22 protein-coding genes and 1 riboswitch are annotated in these 17,077 nt (G+C 42.6%); of the genes, 21 read left to right on the forward strand and 1 reads right to left on the reverse strand.

The annotated features are described in order from the left end of the window. The first annotated feature begins 15 nt into the window (after positions 1-15). The 10 genes from PGRAN_RS13425 to PGRAN_RS13465 all read left to right on the forward strand — a co-directional run bounded on the left by PGRAN_RS13425 (position 16) and on the right by PGRAN_RS13465 (position 7,518). Positions 16-786, forward strand: coding sequence for an alpha/beta hydrolase (locus tag PGRAN_RS13425; protein ID WP_036067800.1), 771 nt, complete (start codon positions 16-18; stop codon positions 784-786). Between the two features lie 59 nt (positions 787-845). Next, a complete protein-coding gene (locus PGRAN_RS13430; protein ID WP_036067801.1) occupies positions 846-1,490 on the forward strand; it encodes a histidine phosphatase family protein in 645 nt (214 codons plus the stop codon). A 3-nt stretch (positions 1,491-1,493) separates the two neighbouring features. Beyond that, the gene (gene yidA, locus PGRAN_RS13435; RefSeq protein ID WP_036067803.1) at positions 1,494-2,306 is read left to right on the forward strand and encodes a sugar-phosphatase; all 813 of its coding nucleotides are present in this window, start codon (positions 1,494-1,496) and stop codon (positions 2,304-2,306) included. A 2-nt stretch (positions 2,307-2,308) separates the two neighbouring features. Continuing rightward, positions 2,309-2,425, forward strand: a complete 117-nt coding sequence (locus PGRAN_RS17820) for a (4Fe-4S)-binding protein (protein ID WP_159101151.1) — start codon at positions 2,309-2,311, stop codon at positions 2,423-2,425. A gap of 10 nt (positions 2,426-2,435) precedes the next feature. Continuing rightward, the gene (locus PGRAN_RS13440) at positions 2,436-2,714 is read left to right on the forward strand and encodes a GNAT family N-acetyltransferase (RefSeq protein WP_311773444.1); all 279 of its coding nucleotides are present in this window, start codon (positions 2,436-2,438) and stop codon (positions 2,712-2,714) included. 136 nt (positions 2,715-2,850) lie between these two features. After that, positions 2,851-4,287: a glycoside hydrolase family 1 protein gene (locus PGRAN_RS13445; protein WP_036067805.1), complete on the forward strand. Its 1,437-nt coding sequence runs from the start codon at positions 2,851-2,853 to the stop codon at positions 4,285-4,287. 183 nt (positions 4,288-4,470) lie between these two features. After that, positions 4,471-4,854 (forward strand): hypothetical protein, encoded by a 384-nt coding sequence (locus PGRAN_RS13450; protein ID WP_036067807.1) that lies wholly within the window; start codon positions 4,471-4,473, stop codon positions 4,852-4,854. 108 nt (positions 4,855-4,962) lie between these two features. After that, entirely contained in the window at positions 4,963-5,451 is a 489-nt protein-coding gene (locus tag PGRAN_RS13455) for a VanZ family protein (RefSeq protein WP_036067808.1), read from the forward strand. A 316-nt stretch (positions 5,452-5,767) separates the two neighbouring features. Further along, on the forward strand, positions 5,768-6,841 hold the full coding sequence (locus tag PGRAN_RS13460; RefSeq protein WP_036067810.1) for a chitinase: 1,074 nt from the start codon (positions 5,768-5,770) through the stop codon (positions 6,839-6,841). A gap of 152 nt (positions 6,842-6,993) precedes the next feature. Beyond that, positions 6,994-7,518: an HdeD family acid-resistance protein gene (locus tag PGRAN_RS13465; protein ID WP_036067814.1), complete on the forward strand. Its 525-nt coding sequence runs from the start codon at positions 6,994-6,996 to the stop codon at positions 7,516-7,518. Positions 7,519-7,715: 197 nt separating this feature from the next. Here PGRAN_RS13465 and PGRAN_RS16435 read toward each other — a convergent pair whose 3' ends face one another. Further along, on the reverse strand, positions 7,716-7,865 hold the full coding sequence (locus PGRAN_RS16435; RefSeq protein WP_077914696.1) for a putative holin-like toxin: 150 nt from the start codon (positions 7,863-7,865) through the stop codon (positions 7,716-7,718). A 182-nt stretch (positions 7,866-8,047) separates the two neighbouring features. Here PGRAN_RS16435 and crcB (PGRAN_RS13470) point away from each other — a divergent pair, with 182 nt between their 5' ends. The 11 genes from crcB (PGRAN_RS13470) (at position 8,048) to PGRAN_RS13515 (ending at position 17,015) form a co-directional block, all read left to right on the forward strand. Continuing rightward, positions 8,048-8,461, forward strand: a complete 414-nt coding sequence (gene crcB / locus PGRAN_RS13470) for a fluoride efflux transporter CrcB (RefSeq protein ID WP_036067815.1) — start codon at positions 8,048-8,050, stop codon at positions 8,459-8,461. After that, a complete protein-coding gene (gene crcB / locus PGRAN_RS13475; RefSeq protein ID WP_036067816.1) occupies positions 8,461-8,823 on the forward strand; it encodes a fluoride efflux transporter CrcB in 363 nt (120 codons plus the stop codon). Before crcB (PGRAN_RS13470) ends, crcB (PGRAN_RS13475) begins: the two co-directional genes overlap by 1 nt. A gap of 316 nt (positions 8,824-9,139) precedes the next feature. Further along, positions 9,140-9,183: riboswitch (PreQ1 riboswitch) on the forward strand. 10 nt (positions 9,184-9,193) lie between these two features. Next, a complete protein-coding gene (gene queF, locus PGRAN_RS13480; RefSeq protein ID WP_036067817.1) occupies positions 9,194-9,685 on the forward strand; it encodes a preQ(1) synthase in 492 nt (163 codons plus the stop codon). 12 nt (positions 9,686-9,697) lie between these two features. Further along, positions 9,698-10,366: a 7-cyano-7-deazaguanine synthase QueC gene (queC, locus tag PGRAN_RS13485; protein WP_206537377.1), complete on the forward strand. Its 669-nt coding sequence runs from the start codon at positions 9,698-9,700 to the stop codon at positions 10,364-10,366. Then, positions 10,363-10,791 (forward strand): 6-carboxytetrahydropterin synthase QueD, encoded by a 429-nt coding sequence (gene queD, locus PGRAN_RS13490; protein WP_036067819.1) that lies wholly within the window; start codon positions 10,363-10,365, stop codon positions 10,789-10,791. The genes queC and queD overlap by 4 nt, the downstream gene beginning before the upstream one ends. Before the next feature lie 144 nt (positions 10,792-10,935). Beyond that, complete coding sequence (locus PGRAN_RS13495) at positions 10,936-11,403, forward strand: 7-carboxy-7-deazaguanine synthase QueE (RefSeq protein WP_241433356.1); 468 nt, start codon at positions 10,936-10,938, stop codon at positions 11,401-11,403. A gap of 171 nt (positions 11,404-11,574) precedes the next feature. Further along, positions 11,575-12,510 carry an LCP family protein gene (locus PGRAN_RS13500; RefSeq protein ID WP_036067821.1) on the forward strand — a complete coding sequence of 312 codons (936 nt, stop codon included), beginning with the start codon at positions 11,575-11,577 and terminating at the stop codon, positions 12,508-12,510. 21 nt (positions 12,511-12,531) lie between these two features. Next, positions 12,532-12,726: a hypothetical protein gene (locus PGRAN_RS15870; protein WP_051998652.1), complete on the forward strand. Its 195-nt coding sequence runs from the start codon at positions 12,532-12,534 to the stop codon at positions 12,724-12,726. Then, positions 12,692-13,354, forward strand: coding sequence for a polysaccharide deacetylase family protein (locus tag PGRAN_RS13505; protein ID WP_051998653.1), 663 nt, complete (start codon positions 12,692-12,694; stop codon positions 13,352-13,354). The genes PGRAN_RS15870 and PGRAN_RS13505 overlap by 35 nt, the downstream gene beginning before the upstream one ends. A gap of 188 nt (positions 13,355-13,542) precedes the next feature. Further along, positions 13,543-13,992, forward strand: a complete 450-nt coding sequence (locus PGRAN_RS13510; protein WP_036067825.1) for a hypothetical protein — start codon at positions 13,543-13,545, stop codon at positions 13,990-13,992. Further along, entirely contained in the window at positions 13,989-17,015 is a 3,027-nt protein-coding gene (locus PGRAN_RS13515; RefSeq protein ID WP_149024076.1) for a pectate lyase-like adhesive domain-containing protein, read from the forward strand. The genes PGRAN_RS13510 and PGRAN_RS13515 overlap by 4 nt, the downstream gene beginning before the upstream one ends. Positions 17,016-17,077 lie beyond the last annotated feature (62 nt).

Genomic DNA, 17,077 nt, shown 5'->3' on the forward strand with positions numbered 1-17,077 from the left:
AGGCGGTGAAACAATATGACAGAAATCAGATATGAAGGGATAGCGAACAAGAACTGCCCTAATTTAGAGCGGTATTTGGTATCCAGTAAGCGGGCGGTTCCAGCGATGTTAATTTTTCCAGGTGGATCATATGAAATGCGAGCAGAACATGAAGGAAAACCTGTGGCGAAGTGGCTGAATAGTATTGGTATTGCAGCATTTATAGTCAATTATCGGGTAGCACCGTACCGACACCCGGTTCCTTTAGAGGATGCAAAATGGGCGATTAGAATGGTTCGTCACCGTGCGGAGGAGTGGGGAATTGATCCTAATCGTTTAGGTGCGATGGGCTTCTCGGCGGGCGGGCATTTAGCTTCGACGCTTGCGACACATATAGAGGATGGTCAGCCCGATGCGTCAGATCCGATGCATCAGTATAGTACACGGCCAGATGTGTTGGTACTCGCTTATCCAGTGATTACGATGCGAGCACAAACACATAGCGGAAGTCGTCAAAATTTGCTAGGTGAGGCACCGAGTAAGCAGCAGATTTTGGAGCTTTCTAGTGAGCTAAATGTGAGCAATCATACGCCACCGACATTTTTATGGCATACGGAAAACGATGCTTCGGTACCTGTGGATAATAGTTTTATTTTTGCGGCGGCGCTTCAGAGACATCAGGTTCCTCATTCAATCCATACCTTTGAGCGAGGAGAGCATGGATTGGGTTTGGCGCAGTGGAATCAAGAAGCGCGAATTTGGCCGAAATTGTGTGAAAATTGGTTGAAAGTGCGAAACTTCATTTAATTTTCTCTGAAACAGTGGTACAATTTTAGAGGAGAGTTAATTTATGAGGAGGCAATATTTTGGGTAAACGCACTTTTTATTTTGTACGTCACGGTAAAACCGAATGGAACTTGGCTAGAAGAATGCAGGGATGGGGCGATTCACCGTTGATTGAAGAAGGCATTAATGGTGCGATTGCAACTGGTGAGGCGCTTTCAGATATCGATTTCACGGCTGTATATTCTAGCCCAAGTAAGCGGACTGTAGATACAACTGGTTATATAATTGGTGATCGAAATATAGATGTAACAACGCTTGATGGACTTCGCGAAATGAGTTTTGGTATTTGGGAAGGTGAGCGTTTTGTTGATATTACAGCAAATTATGGTGAGGAATACGCGATGATGCTGGATAATCCAGAATACTATAAAGCAGAGGTTAGCCAAGGTGAAACTTATCATCAAGTGAAGGAACGTACAAAATTAGCGATAGAGCAGATTTTAGAGGAGCAATCGGAGGGCAATATCTTGGTTGTTTCGCATGGCATGGCGTTACGCGTGTTGATTTTTGTGGCTTTACAGGAGGCGGATCTACAGACGCACCGCACGGAGACACCGCATTTATTAAATACAGGAATTACCGTCGTAGAATATGAAGATGGCGAATTCCGAGTGCTTAAAGCGAATGATATCTCTCATCTTGAGGGAATAGTTGAAGGGGTTTAGATAATGATAAAACTAGTAGCAATCGATATAGATGGCACATTACTCAATGATAAGCACGAGATTACGCCGGAGGTTCACGCTGCGATTCACAAAGCAAAAGGATTAGGCGTGAAGGTTGTTTTATGCACGGGGCGCCCAATTACAGGTGTTCAGCAGTATTTGTCAGATTTAGAATTGAAACGTGAAGGCGATTATGTGATTACGTTTAATGGCGCGATGGTACAAGATACGTTTACGAAAGAGGTTATTTCTCATCTGACGCTTGATCATGCGAGTATTTTAGATATATACAATATGAGCCAAGAAGTCGGTTTGCATATGCATTTTAACGATATGAAGAATCTATATACGCCGAACCGCGATATCGGAAAGTATACAGTTTATGAGGCTCAAATGACGAACACACCACTATTTTACAAACCGATGGATGAGGTTCCTGAGGATGTGATGGTTTCTAAGGCGATGTTTATCGATGAGGAAGAAGTCTTAGCACCAGCGATTGCAAAAATTCCAGCAAGCTTCGGCGAAAAGTATAACTTGGTTCGTAGCGCACCATATTTTCTAGAGGTTTTAAATCCTGAGGCTAGTAAAGGAAATGCGGTGCACAGTTTGGCGCAAAAGCTTGGCATTAAGCAGAGTGAAGTGATGTGTATTGGTGATCAGGAGAATGATACGACGATGATTGAGTACGCAGGTGTTGGCGTTGCTATGGAAAATGCGATTGATAAAATTAAGGAGATGGCCGATTTTATCACACTTTCTAATGAAGAGAGCGGCGTGGCACATGCGATCAATAAATACGTTTTGAAAGGCTAGGCGTGGCTGAACCATATGTACTTGATACAAGTTGCGTTCCGGACAATGCAACACCTGAAAAAGCCAAAGAAGTCATTCATCGCTGTCCAAGTGGAGCTCTTAAATATAGTGCGAAATAGGAGGTTATTGATGATGGAATTTGTTAAAGGTGAAAATCGTTTTTTCAAGGAAGATGAGAATGGTAAATTGATTGCGGAGGTAACTTGGGTTCCGAGTGGGGATACGCTTGTTATTTTGGATCATACGTTTGTTGATGAGAGCCTTCGCGGGCAAGGAATTGCTTCGCAGCTAGTTGAGAAAGTTGCAGATACTATGCGTGCAGAAGGTAAAAAAATCAACCCGACTTGTCCGTTTGCGAAAGCGGAGTTTGAACGTAAGCCTGAAAAATATAATGATATTAAAGCATAAAGAAGTGAGACCCGTTTGCAAATTTGCGCGGGTTTTTCAATATTTCCCGGGAAATATTGATCTTCCGACTACCAATTTAAAAGAATATACTTTAAAATGAAGGCGTAGACATTTTACCTAAATGGAGGTTTTAATAATGGAGCATAAACAGCATACAGCTTTTCCGAAAGATTTTTTATGGGGTTCTGCCTCAGCGGCGTATCAAATTGAAGGTGCTTGGGACGCGGATGGCAAAGGCCCTTCTGTCTGGGATAATTTTGTGAAGATTCCTGGTACGACATATGAAGGTACGAATGGTGATGTCGCGGTGGATCATTATCATCGCTATAAGGAAGACGTGAAGTTGATGGCGGATGCTGGCTTGAAGGCGTATCGTTTTTCAATTGCTTGGAGCCGTATTTTCCCGACTGGTAAGGGTGAGGTGAACGAGGCTGGTTTGAAGTTTTATGATGACTTGATTGATGAGTTGTTGAAGTATGATATTGAGCCGCTTGTGACGCTGTACCATTGGGATATTCCGCAAGCGTTGATGGACGAGTACGGTGGCTGGGAATCGCGCCAAGTGGTGGAGGATTTCACGAATTATTCGGTTGCATTATTTAAGCGTTACGGAGATCGTGTGAAGTATTGGGTTTCCTTGAATGAGCAGAATATCTTTGTTTCGCTCGGTTATTCGATGGCGCTTCATCCGCCGAAAGTGACGGACGATAAGCGGATGTATCAGGTGAATCATATTGCGAACTTGGCGAATGCGAGTGTTATCAACGCATTTCATGAGATCGTGAAGGATGGCAAAATTGGTCCGAGTTTCGCGTACACGCCATTTTATCCGGTCGATACGGATCCGAAAAATGTCCTTGCTGCGGAAAATGCGGAAGACTTGAACGGCTATTTCTGGATGGATATATATGCGTGGGGCGTGTATCCGAAGACGGTTTGGCGTTACTTGGAAGAGAACGATTTAGCACCGACGATTGAGCCTGGCGATATGGAATTGCTCGCGTCCGCGAAACCAGATTTCATGGGCTTGAACTATTACCAATCAGCGACAGCGGCACATAATCCACTGGATGGTGTCGGTCAAAGCAACACGTTCAACACGACTGGTAAAAAAGGAACGGCGGAGGAGACTGGGATTCCTGGTCTGTACAAGAAAGTGAAGAATCCGTATGTGAAAACAACGGACTGGGATTGGACGATTGATCCTGATGGGCTTCACATCGCGCTTCGTCGGATTAACAGCCGTTACCAATTACCGATTTTGATTACGGAAAATGGTTTGGGTGCGTTTGACAAATTAGAGGACGGGGAAGTGCATGATGCGTATCGGATTGATTATTTGAGCTCACACGTGAGTGCTATTCAAGCGGCAATCGATGATGGTGTTGATATGCTTGGCTATTGCACATGGTCGTTCACGGATCTTCTGAGCTGGCTGAATGGCTATCAAAAACGTTACGGTTTCGTGTATGTCGATCGTGATATTTCCGACGATGCACCGATGACGCGGATACCGAAAGATAGTTTTTATTGGTATAAGAAAGTGATTGAGACGAACGGGAAAGAGTTGTAATTTAAAAAAGAGCCGTTTTCCATGTTAGCTTTTGCTAGGATGGAAAACGGTTTTTTTTTGACGTACACAGTTGGCAATCTAAATGGATTATAGATACATTTAGAAGTAAGGTCGTTTTCTAAAAGTTGATTTAACACGAATTGTGTGGTATTGTTTAATTATATAAAAAGGGAGTTGGTTAAATTGATTAAAAAATTGAAGTATTGTATCGTTGCTGTTGTGTTTTCTATGGGTGTGCTTGTCCCATTAACAGCTTATGCGGCTGTTAATAATGTATCGTATGATTTTAAGCATATGGTCGCAGTTAACGGTAAGATGAATGCAACAAAAGGAACCTTATCAGGAGGTGTGAGTGTAAGCAATTGGGGGAAAGATAGCTCATTTAGTGTGAAATTATTTGAACATCGAGTAATTTTAAATGATATCTACAAAGGTGGAACTTATTTTTCTCCAACAGGTAATAAGAAGTTTTCTTATTCTGTAACAAAAGGTAAATCTTATTGTGCAGAGTTTTGGAAGAATCAAAATGGTAAATATATTAGTGGAAAAGCTAGTTTTAGCTACTGAAGCTTATGTTGAAATTTATTTTTCCATTGTTAATTATGATTGTTACATTCATCTGTACTCTAATTATTTACAAGAAGGCAGTAAATAAAAAAAACAAATCGGGAACTTATGATGATTTCATTTTTTGCACTTTATATTATGATAGTTATTTGTCTTGTTATTTTTCCGCTACCTATACAAAAAGAATATATATCGGATATGATTAAATATAAGCAAGGCGTGTCTAATAATATGATCCCATTTATGGCGTGGATTGACGCAATGGGTGATATAGATTATGTTGGTGTACTAAGTGCTTTTTATCAACCAATTGCGAATATAGCCTTATTTTTCCCATTCGGATTTTATCTGCCAATTATTCTTCCAGGATTTGGATTTAAAAAAATTATCTTTGTTTCATTTTTGTTTTCCTTGACTATCGAGTTAACTCAAGAGGTCATTAATTTCATTTTGGGCTTTAACTATCGTTCATTTGATGTGGACGATCTTATTTGTAACACACTGGGTGCGTTGCTTGGTTATATATTATTCAAGTGTATCGCCAAGTTTGTCACGTTTCTTAAAGTGAGGGAACAAAGAGATATCGATGCTCTTTAGAATTGTGAAGTCCTGTGTATTACTTCGGTTTGCATTTGAGGAGGTTGGATGCGTCCGGCTTCTTTCTTATTTGCCTAAAAACTTAATTCCAAAAAATAGCCCAATTTTATTTTTGTCATAATTTAAACAAAGCGGTCAGTCGTGAAAGCGTTGACAAAACAGTCTGGTTGACCAAATTGGTATAGACCCTTCATAGTTCGAACCAATTATTTCCGAGGTTTTGCTTCTAAAAGGCACGGGTACTTGCTTACTGTCAGAGCTGTTGACAAAAAGTAAAACGCTTGATGAAAGCGTAAACAATGAGGGGGATTTACTAATGATAGATTGGAAGAACACGAAAAAATGGGTAGCAGGCGGAGTTTTGACAGCGGCGGTAGCAGTTGGGGTTTCTTTAACGGGGGGAACGCAAGCTCATGCGGCGGTCGATGATGCCACACCAATGCCTAGCATTCAAGGAAAACAGGTTCTAGTCGGTTATTGGCATAGTTGGAAATCCACGGGCAGAGATGGTTATAAACAAGGTACTTCGGCTGATATTGCGTTAAAAGATGTGAATGCGGCGTATAATGTGATTCCGGTCTCTTTCATGAAGGGCGATGGCGTGAATCGGATTCCGATGTTCAAGCCAGTTGGGTTAACGGATAGCGAGTTCCGCGCACAAGTGGGAGCTTTAAATAAACAAGGTCGTAGCGTGTTGCTAGCGCTCGGTGGTGCGGATGGACATGTGCAACTGCAAACCGGCGATGAGCAAGCGTTCGCCAATGAAATTATTCGCCAGGTAGAGACTTACGGTTTTGACGGTTTAGATATTGATTTGGAGCAAACGGCAATTACGGCTGGGAATAACCAAACAGTAATTCCTGCAGCGCTTAAAATTGTAAAAAATCACTATGCGGCAGAAGGTAAAACATTCCTAATTACGATGGCGCCAGAGTTCCCATATTTGAAACCAGGTGCTGCGTATCAAAGCTATATTACGTCGTTAACAGGTTACTATGACTATATCGCGCCTCAATTTTATAACCAAGGTGGCGACGGTGTCTGGGTGGATGAAACGAACCAATGGATCGCGCAAAACAATGATACGTTGAAAAAAGAATTCCTATATTACATGGCGGATTCGCTAATTCACGGTACACGCTCGTATTTGCAAATTCCTGCTGACAAATTAGTTATTGGTTTACCTTCTAATAATGACGCGGCGGCAACAGGATATGTGGTTAATCCACAAAATGTTTTCGATGCCTTCAATATGTTGAAAACTGCGGGAACTCCGCTTAAAGGGATCATGACTTGGTCGGCAAACTGGGATGCTGGTAAAAGCAGTGCAGGCGTTTCGTATAACAATGCGTTCGCCAACACTTACGGCCCATTCTTAGGCACAAAATAATAATTAAAATTAGCCGAGTAGTCTTTTGATTACTTGGCTTTTTCTTGTTTCCAGAAAAAAATGTTTGGCTTAAAAGTAGATTTAACGGTGATTCTTAGGGTATAGTAGTAAAGCAAAGGTTTTGCAATACGCTTCAGGGGAGGAATGGAATCATGCGTAAATTTTATTTGTATTTTATTTTAGTAATGGGACTTGTAATGATTGGACTGGGACTTTGGTTTGTATTTAATCCAAGTACGTCGCTTGCGGCTTTCACATTCGTAATTGGAATTGTATTATTACTAAACGGTCTGAACGAGATTATTTCTTATTTCAAAGGTCGGAAGGTTTTGAAAATCTCGAACTGGATCCTTTTGGATGGGGCGTTATCGTTCTTAGCAGGTTTAATTATTCTGATTAACAATAATATTGGTGAAAAGTTCATCGTGCTTATTTTCGTTATTTGGGTACTTGCTTCGGCAATTCTGAATATCATTATGGCATTCTCGGTGAAAGGCTCAAAAGGCTGGATTTTCATCATGGTTATCGGTATTATCGGTGCTTTAATTGCAATTATTTCGTTGTTTAGCTCAGCGATTGTTGCAGTAACTGTGGCTTTGATACTCGGCGCGTTCTTTATTTTCCAAGGAATTGCGTGTTTGTTACTGTTTAACGGAATCAGAAAACAAATGAAATAGTGGGAAAACTCCTTGTGACGTGTTCATGGGGAGTTTTTTTGCGTGGATTGAATATCTTTTTGGTGTGTGTTAAAATGGAGTAGAAAAGGAAGCCATGCGCTAACATGACTTCCAAGTGTAGAGCCGTTGAAAAGACGATGGCTAAAAAATTGTGTATAATAGCCATCTATCTCCTCGCCAAAAAGTGAGTTAGATGGTTATTTTTTGTCTTTATTCATTGCTGTGATGAGGACAAGTATGAACCCCAAGAATGATATGATGAACATACCAAATTGGAGCGCAACTGTCATCGCTTCAGCAACAGACATTAGGCGTTTCCTTTCTACAGATTTAGTACCTATTTCCATAAGCACCACCACCCTTCGATTAGGTTGGCCACCATCTTTTCACTTCTCTACAGGGCTAGTATATCAGAAATATCGTAGCAGTGCCGTGCGATTTATTCCATATTTCAGTGGATGCATGGTTTGCTTCTTTTTGGTGAGGCATGATATTATCAGGGTGGACAGGAATGAGGTGAGTTCAGCGGATGAAACGTTTTTTGATGATCGGAGTTGCGGGGATTGCTGGGGCGCTGTGTCGGTATTTTGTTGGAATGGGCGTCGGTGTTTTCTGGGGAACTGATTTTCCGCTGGGGACAATGCTTGTGAATTTGAGTGGGTGTTTTGTGCTCGGATTTTTCACGACGTATTTATTTCGGTTGACGATTCTGAATACGAATTTGGTGATTGCGATTGGAACGGGATTTTTGGGCGCGTACACGACTTTTTCGACGTTTAGTTTGGAAACTGTACGGCTGTTTGAGTCGGGAGAAGCGATGTTGGCGGTTACATATTTGGGGATTAGTTTTTTAGGCGGGAACTTGTTGGCTTGGCTAGGTTTTACGCTTGGTGAACGGCGGTTCGTGCGCAAAAGAGAAGCGACCAAGGAGGGCGATTTGTGATGTGGCTTGATGTGGTTTCCATCGCGATTGGTGCTTTCTTTGGGGCGAATGCGCGATATGGCTTGTCGACTTGGATAAAAAGGCGTGTAAAATGGGATTTTCCGATTGCGACGTTGATTATTAATTTGTCGGGTGCGTTTGTGCTAGGATTTGTCGTGCAGTTGCAGCTATCGTTTGATTGGAATTTGCTAGTGACGACGGGATTTTTAGGGGCATTCACGACTTTTTCAACGTTTAAATTGGAAAGTGTGCAGTTACATGCCGAGCAAAAGTGGAAAAAAGTGATTTTGTATCAAGTGGTGACGTATTCGGCGGGCTTGGCGCTAGTCGTTGTGGGAATGTTTTTAGGCTCGATATTATAACAAAGAAGTGTGCGCTATTCGTCATCTAGCGCACACTTCTTTGACTATTTCCAAAAACTGTGTTAATTTCTAAAAGAAGCGAAGACGAGTTGCTAAACATGATGTGACGTAGGATAAGACGCGCTACCTCTTTTGAACTTTGGGGTAGGACGAAAAATTTTGCTTCACACAAATTGAGCGAAAGCGTTTGAAATGAGCAAGTTAGATGGAAGCCGGAAGCGGAGCGTACCTGCGTACGTGAGAACTGGAAGTCCATCTAACTTGCTCATTGCGAGCGCTTGCCGCCGATTTATCACGTGTAGGAACAAGTTTTAAAGTTTCCGTGGTTCGAGATCTCCCACGTAAAAAAACTAAGGAGTGAAAAGTAAATATGAGAAAACAAGAGGAACTAGCTGGTGTCACACATTTAGGAAATCAGGGGACGGAGTATTCTATGGACTACGCGCCGGAAGTGTTGGAAGCATTTCCGAATAAGCATCCAGATAACGATTACTTTGTGAAATTTAATTGCCCTGAGTTTACGAGTCTTTGTCCAATGACTGGGCAGCCTGACTTTGCGACGATTTATATTTCTTATGTGCCCGGCGAAAAAATGGTTGAAAGTAAGTCGCTGAAGCTTTATTTGTTTAGTTTCCGAAACCATGGTGATTTTCATGAGGATTGTATCAATATCATTATGAAGGATTTGATCAAGCTGATGGAGCCAAAATACATTGAAGTATGGGGGAAATTCACGCCGCGTGGTGGGATTTCGATTGATCCGTATGCGAATTATGGCAAACCTGACACGCGTTGGGACGAAGTTGCGATGCATCGCCTAATGAATCATGATATGTACCCTGAAAAAGTGGATAATCGGTAGGAGGAAATGAAAATGACAAATAAAAAAGCGTTAGTGGTTTTTTCTGGTGGGCAAGATTCGACGACTTGTTTGTTTCAAGCGATTCAGGATTATGGGAAAGAGAACGTGGAGGTTATCACATTTTTCTATGGTCAGCGGCATGCGATTGAGCTTGAGAAGGCGAAATGGATTGTGCGGGATTTGAATGTGAAGCAGACAATGATTGATACGTCGGTTATTAAACAAACGACAAATAATGCGTTGATGGATGACTCGATGGAGATTTCGCAAGGGGAATCGGAGGAGTATCCGAATACGTTTGTAGATGGGCGTAATGCGCTGTTCTTGTTGCTTGCGGGGACGTATGCGAAGGGGCAGGGCATTACGGATATTATTATTGGGGTATGTGAAACGGACTTTAGTGGGTATCCTGATTGTCGCGATGTGTTTGTGAAATCGATGAACGTGACGCTGAATTTGGCGATGGATTTCCCATTTGTGGTGAAGACGCCGTTGATGTATTTGACGAAAGCCGAGACGTGGGCGTTGGCGGATGAGTTGGGACGGCTGGACTATGTTCGGGACCATACGCATACGTGTTATATGGGCGTGGACGGCGGATGTGGTGAGTGTCCGAGCTGTGAGTTGCGAGAGAAGGGCTTGACGGAGTACTTGGCGCAAAAGGCTGGAAGCGCGTTATGATGAGGATTGCGAAGGAGTTTACGTTTGATATGGCGCACATGTTGGATGGACATGATGGGAAATGTCATAATTTGCATGGGCATACGTACACGCTACAGGTGGAAGTGAGCGGGGACTTGATTGCGACGGGTTCCAGTGCGGAAATGGTGCTGGATTACGGCGATATCAAGCGGATTGTGAAGGAGCATGTGACGGCGAAATTGGATCATGCTTTTGCTTATTTTGAGGAAAATGAGAACGAGTGCCGCATTGCAAAATTATTGCAAGAGATGGATCGCAAAACGGTCGCGCTACCTTGTCGCTCAACGGCGGAAGGCATTGCGATGGTGATCTATGATTGGCTAACGCCGTATTTGCCGGTTTCTGCGATACGATTAGGCGAAACACCGACGTCATTTTGTGAATATACAGGTGAACCGTCATGATGGATCGCGAGTATCGGATTGTAGAGATTTTTGAGACGATGCAGGGTGAGGGTTATAATACGGGGATGCCCAGCGTTTTTATTCGGTTTTGGCCGATGTAATTTAGATTGTCCGTGGTGTGATACGAATTATAATGAGTTTGAGATGATGACTGGACAACAGATTTTGGATGAAGTGCATAAATATGCGGCACGGAACATTGTCATCACTGGTGGTGAGCCAACGATTCAGCGCGGTATCGAGGAACTTTTGCAAGTTTTGAAAGCGGAAGGGTATTATTTGGCGATTGAGACGAATGGTTTGAAGGAAGTGCCAGCCGAGATTGACTATGTGGCAACAAGTCCGAAGCGGTTATACAGTAAAATGTATGAGAAGCGTCATTTGTCGCAAGCTGATGAAGTGCGGATTGTCGTGGATGGCAATATTCAGGAGTTTTGTGCACAGGTTGAGGCGTTGATCCCAGCAAAACGGTATTATTTATCGCCGTGTGAAGAGGATGGCGCGTTCAATATGTTAGAGACCATCAGCCAATTGGGATTACTTAATGCTGAACGCGGCGAAAATAAATGGTCGCTCAGTATTCAGACGCATAAATTGGCAGGAATTGAATAAATTTTGAAAGTAGGCCTATCTTGACTACGTGTTGTGATAGGCTTTTGAAGTTTATGTCAAACCTTCTTAAAGAAAACCTTAAAATTGCTTGAGGGTTTCTTTATACGCTTCTGTTAACATGTACTTAGACTTGAAGGTAGGTCTAAAACAGAGCGGAAAGAAGTGAAATCTATGGCAGAATTAAAGCCAAAGGAATCGAAAAAACTTATTTCAAAGGCCCTTATCATTGTTTCTTTATTGATTATTGGTTGTTTAGCATTTTATTGTGTGCAATATTATAAAGCGTTACATTCTGTGAATGCTGATTTTGCATCAGCTAAAGGTGAGAATTTTAAATCGGCGAAGGATCCGAAAATGGATGATTTCAATGTATTGTTGATAGGTAGTGATTCGCGCGGGTCAGATCAAGGGCGCTCTGACTCGGTACTCTTGCTACATTATGATTCGAAGGCAAAAAGTCCAAAAGTAGTTTCGTTTATGAGGGATTCGTATGTGGAAGTTCCCGGCGAGGGCAAGAAAAAATTGAATGCGGCGTTTTCGCATGGTGGAGTAGAGTTGCTACGCAAGACGATTCAGAAAAATTTCGGTATACCGATTGATTATTATTTAATGACAGATTTCGGTGGTTTTGCGAAAATTATTGATACGGCATTTCCGGATGGCGTGACGATGGTAGCGGATAAAGATATGTCTAAAAATATTGGGATGACAATTCACGCTGGTAAGCAACAAATGGACGGAAAAACATTGCTTGCTTATTCGAGATTTCGGTATGATGCGCAGAGTGACTTTGGCCGTGTGAAAAGGCAACAGCAAGTCGTTCAAAGTGTGATGAAACAAGGAGTATCGGACATAAGCGTTATGAAAATTCCATCGTTGCTTGGCCTTGTCCAAGGGAATATTTCAACGAATATCCCGACGAAGCTACTAATCAATATGGGGCAGGAATTTTATTTTCACACACCTAAGGGGTTAGACTCACTCACAATCCCAACGAACGATAGTTATGAAGACAAGAGGTATGCCGGTGCAGGTGCTGTTTTAGAGTTGGACTTGGATAAGAATAAGGACGCTATTAAAAAATTTCTAGAGGATGATGAGATTTAAACCATAATGGAGGGATGAGCAATGAACAAGAAAGTGATGATTATGGCATCTATCGTATTAGTCCTAGTTTGCCTCGGTATTGGTGGTGGGCTGTTCTTTACGCAACAACAAAAAGAGCAGCAGGCAGAGCAATCGCAAAAAAAAGAGCTTGGCTGCACAAAAAGAAAAGGAAGCGGCGGAAATGAAGAAGAAAGAAGCGGCGGCAGAAAAGCCTAAGCCAGTGGATGGAAAACAAAAAATTGCTTACCTCACGATTGATGATGGACCAACGCAGTATTTATCGAAAATTTTAGCAGCTTTAAAGAAGGAGAATGCGCGGGCTACTTTTTTCTTCATAGGTAACAATATTAAGAATGAATATAAAGCTGGAATTAAACAGGCGGTTCAAGATGGTAATAGTGTTGGCGCGCACAGTATGACGCATGATTCTAAGAAATTATATAAACAGGGGCAGTTTATTCCGGAGATGGAGCAGACCTCGGAGTTGTTAAGTGGCATTGTTGGTAAAAAAATCGGCCTCATTCGCGCGCCATATGGCAGTACGTATTTAAGCAATGAACAAGTTCAAAAAGCGAAGGCGGATAAATTTCGATTGCTAGATTGGAATATTGATAGTAATGATTGGAAGCATAAAGGAAAGCCACAAGAGATTGTTGATTTTGTGAATAGGGAGTTAGATGGGTTTCATAAGATATCGCCGGTTATTTTAGTGCATGAAACGAAGGATACATTGGATGCAATTCCGGCTTTAGTGAAAGCAATTCGAGCAAAAGGTTTTCAGCTAGAACCGTATTTTGAAGATAATGATTTTCATTTGAACTTTAAAAAAGATCCAGATTTATAAGAGGTATGAAAAGGTGTTTCCCGAGTTTGGGAGCATCTTTTTTTTTGTGGAATCATTTATTTCGAGGTGGGCGGAATTTTTGATAATATGCCGATCTGGGCGCTATCTGCGTGTAGTATAGAGATATACGAATATGCGAGAATACACCTTTAAATATGCCTTTGTGATATATGAGAGGAGTTTTTATAATGAAGAAGAGAATGAGGATGGTATTTGTTATTTTATTAATTTTTACAATGGCGATGGTTGGGCCGATTAATAGTGTGGGGCTTGGTAGTTGGTTTGCAACTGGAGTTTCTGCTAGTTCGGGATTGTCGCTGGTTGTGGATAAGCCGAAACAAGAGGAGAACCGCCAGTTTAGTTTGAAATTAATGGATGAAACGGCGCTTGGTTCTTCGGATGACCCGCCGAGTGATGAGGACGTGGTTGAGAATTTTGTCGAGCTTGCAATTCCTGCTGGCATGATTCTGGATTTGGAAGAGACGGAGATGCGTAATGCAGCAACAGCCACGGGCAAGCTTGTGTTTGACGCGGATTCTGGGGTTGCTAAGGTGACGTGGAATGAGGCGGCGACAGAGCGTGTCTATGAATTGATTTTAATAGCTGAGAAGCGCAAGATTATACATTGCAGGCCGTGAAGAATGATGTGGTATCCGATGTTTTGACGCTAACGGTGGAGGGCATAGAAGAGCTAGCGCCGACAGTGGCGGAAGCACCGCCAATCCCGAAAGTGATACAAAAAGCGGCGGAAGCACTGGTTAGTCTTGCGGATGCGGAGGACCCAAGTGTCGCCAATGTAAGTACATTGACGGAGTTTCATAGTGCGATGATGAATAAGGATATCGCGACGATTAACGTTTTAGCGGATATTAGTTATGCGGGGTTTTCTGCGGCGGATGCGAGTCCGACGAATACGAGTGCGTCTTATCAGAGGATGCCAGAGCGTCCGTTTACGATAAATGGGAATGGTCACACGATTGACTTTAGAAATCAGTCTTATGCACCGACGAATACGTATTCATTGCCGAAAGTGGTTACGTTCAATGATTTAAATGCCTATGGAAAAAATTACTACGGGTTTTATACGGATAATTCAGCTGGTGGAACGAATGACACGAATACGATTATTTACAATAATGTGAATTACCGTGGTTCTCAAGCTATTCATGCTCCAGCAACAACGACTCAAATTTCAGGAAAATCTTCTTTTGCGCAGACGAATAGTTATGTTAGCCCATTTGATGGTGTGAGTTATGCGACATTGGCGAATCAGACGACGTTTGCTGTGGGTGATATGAATATTCTAGAAGATGCGGATGTGAAGGTAACGAATGAGTCTAGTGGCGCGATGTATATATATACAGGTGGAACAGTAGATATTGCGGAGAACTCGATTTTGGATATTTATACATCTGGAACGAATTCTACAGTCGCGGATGGTGCAGTTTCAGGAATCACTAGTTATGGAAATATTAATGTGCGTAATGGTGCGACGCTTAAGATGGATAATGCAGTTCCAGCGGCTGGCAAGACAGCGGTTGGCGGGATCTGGATGAACGCTGGGCAATTCAATGTTTCTAATAATGCAAAAGTGGACATTAGGACGCGTGGTGCGATGTATTATGGCAGCCCGTTTTATATCAACGGTGCTGGCGTTTTAAATGTAAGTGATGATGCTGAGTTTAAGTTGGAAGCATCAGATACTGGTACTTCGACGCAAGATATTTTTAGTACTGGAACGGGGACGATTTTGATTGGTAAAGATGGTGTGTTTGATGTCAGCTCGGATGGAACGGGTGCTAAGTACTTGGTTTATCTGCGTGGAACTTCTAAATTCCAATTTGCGAATGCGAAACGTGTAGATATTAGGTTTAATAATACGAATCCTGCTGCGACGGCGCGTCTGTTGCGGATGTCGGGAAATTTGGATGTCGACGTGCAGTCGATTCAAGCATGGAATACGAAGACTTGGACGGACGGTCTGGACGATAATTCTGATTTTGTTTGGAACCCAATGTTTAATGTCAAAGTCACATACAGTGCTGCGAACGTTACGGCTGCGACGGGACAATCGGTAAACGCGGCGATTAAGAGTAGCTTTACGACGAACTTTAGAACGCAGAACTTCAAGCGTGTTCTTTTTGAAGGAATTCCGGATGTAGGCGTGACAATTGGTAATTTGAGTGATAATGAGGATCGTGAAAATAGCCGCGTGATTACGGGATGGGCAAATCCAGGCGCTGTGGTGCAATTTTCTGGAGATCCTGCGATTCCTGTAGGGACGATTGATTCGCCGAACGAGGAAGACAAAGCGATGAAGTTTCATTTGATTGCAGATATGGATGGAAACTATCGTTACGAGTTGCCTGAGGGAACGCATTTTACAGCGGGTAACACGGTTCAGATTTATGCTTTCTTGAATGGTAAGGATGCTTCGGCACAGACGGTTGTTCAAGATGGTACGGCTCCTGAGGTACCAATTTTGACCGCGATCAAGGATACGGATGCGGTGATTAGTGGGCAAGCGGAGGCTGGAACGACGGTGACCATTTATGATTCGGAAGATGATAGTGAATTTGTGAGTGGCGCGGTGAATGGGACTGGTAATTTTGCGATAACGGTGCCTGTCGAGAAGCGTCCATTGACTCCAAATAAGGTATATTATGGGGTGTCGAAGGATGAAACTGGAAATAGGAGTGTTAGGTCCAACGAGATTACTGTCGTTGATACTACGGCTCCGACGGCGGATGTGATTAGGCAGTTTGTAACGCTTGGTGAGAAGTTCACGACGAACCCAAAGAATTTAGTGGAAAATGTGGTGGATAACGCTGGAAACGGCGATGATAATATTAATTATGCGATTACAGAAGTACCTGATGTTTCGAAAGTTGGCTACACAACTGCGACGGTAACTTTGACGGATAATGCTGGAAATGCTGCGGATTTCGTGATTCCAGTTTTTGTAGAAGACGATGGATCAGCCAAAGATGATACGTTCTTCTTACATGGCGCAGATTTCGCGGTAGCAACGGCGGATATGCCAAGCGCGCAAGAGGATATTAAAAATATGGTTTTGGAAATGGCAAACGTGCAAGCTTACTTTATGCCCACGGGTACAAGTGTGATCGGCTCGGTTGAAATGACAGGTGTCGACGCAATTACTGCTACACCAGGAAAGTATCCTGTGAAATTGAAGCTGAACGAGTTAGAACGCGACATTATGGTTACAGTTTTGACTGGTACGCTACAATTTAAAACGGCCACACCAAAAATTTCATTTGGAACGGCAGCTATTAGCTCACGTGAGCAATTTTTGAAGCCGCAAGATGATGTGAAATTAACGGTGGAAGATACGCGTGCAGAGGCGACGAATTGGAAGTTGAAGGCGCAACTCGAGACACCACTTGCAACGGCCGACGGTAAGGAACTCGTGAACAGTTTATTTGTTAGAACGCAAGAGGAAGGAAGCACGATTTTGACACCACTTAATGGGGTTGCGAGTATCGTATTTGCTAATACGGATGGACTTGAAGGCGTAACGGAGGTCAACCTAAACGAGGCAGATGCTTCGGAATTGGTGTTGAATGTACGTCCCGGAACAGCGCGTGCGAATCAAGAATACAGCACAACGATTCATTGGACATTAGAAGATACACCGTGATCTGAAGTGCTTATAAATACGATTAATGGCTTCATTCCTTATGTAGATCGGAATGAAGCCAT

Source organism: Listeria grandensis FSL F6-0971 (assembly GCF_000525835.1).
GTDB lineage: Bacteria > Bacillota > Bacilli > Lactobacillales > Listeriaceae > Listeria_A > Listeria_A grandensis.

Coding starts and splice junctions, on each gene's coding strand:
- crcB (WP_036067815.1), top strand. CDS start 8,048: ATGAAACGTTTTTTGATGATCGGAGTTGCGGGGATTGCTGGGGCGCTG.
- PGRAN_RS13455 (WP_036067808.1), top strand. CDS start 4,963: ATGATGATTTCATTTTTTGCACTTTATATTATGATAGTTATTTGTCTT.
- PGRAN_RS13440 (WP_311773444.1), top strand. CDS start 2,436: ATGATGGAATTTGTTAAAGGTGAAAATCGTTTTTTCAAGGAAGATGAG.
- PGRAN_RS15870 (WP_051998652.1), top strand. CDS start 12,532: ATGAACAAGAAAGTGATGATTATGGCATCTATCGTATTAGTCCTAGTT.
- PGRAN_RS13465 (WP_036067814.1), top strand. CDS start 6,994: ATGCGTAAATTTTATTTGTATTTTATTTTAGTAATGGGACTTGTAATG.
- PGRAN_RS13425 (WP_036067800.1), top strand. CDS start 16: ATGACAGAAATCAGATATGAAGGGATAGCGAACAAGAACTGCCCTAAT.
- queF (WP_036067817.1), top strand. CDS start 9,194: ATGAGAAAACAAGAGGAACTAGCTGGTGTCACACATTTAGGAAATCAG.
- PGRAN_RS16435 (WP_077914696.1), bottom strand. CDS start 7,865: ATGGAAATAGGTACTAAATCTGTAGAAAGGAAACGCCTAATGTCTGTT.
- PGRAN_RS13445 (WP_036067805.1), top strand. CDS start 2,851: ATGGAGCATAAACAGCATACAGCTTTTCCGAAAGATTTTTTATGGGGT.
- crcB (WP_036067816.1), top strand. CDS start 8,461: ATGTGGCTTGATGTGGTTTCCATCGCGATTGGTGCTTTCTTTGGGGCG.
- PGRAN_RS13500 (WP_036067821.1), top strand. CDS start 11,575: ATGGCAGAATTAAAGCCAAAGGAATCGAAAAAACTTATTTCAAAGGCC.
- queC (WP_206537377.1), top strand. CDS start 9,698: ATGACAAATAAAAAAGCGTTAGTGGTTTTTTCTGGTGGGCAAGATTCG.
- yidA (WP_036067803.1), top strand. CDS start 1,494: ATGATAAAACTAGTAGCAATCGATATAGATGGCACATTACTCAATGAT.
- PGRAN_RS13495 (WP_241433356.1), top strand. CDS start 10,936: ATGATGACTGGACAACAGATTTTGGATGAAGTGCATAAATATGCGGCA.
- queD (WP_036067819.1), top strand. CDS start 10,363: ATGATGAGGATTGCGAAGGAGTTTACGTTTGATATGGCGCACATGTTG.
- PGRAN_RS13460 (WP_036067810.1), top strand. CDS start 5,768: ATGATAGATTGGAAGAACACGAAAAAATGGGTAGCAGGCGGAGTTTTG.
- PGRAN_RS13505 (WP_051998653.1), top strand. CDS start 12,692: ATGAAGAAGAAAGAAGCGGCGGCAGAAAAGCCTAAGCCAGTGGATGGA.
- PGRAN_RS13510 (WP_036067825.1), top strand. CDS start 13,543: ATGAAGAAGAGAATGAGGATGGTATTTGTTATTTTATTAATTTTTACA.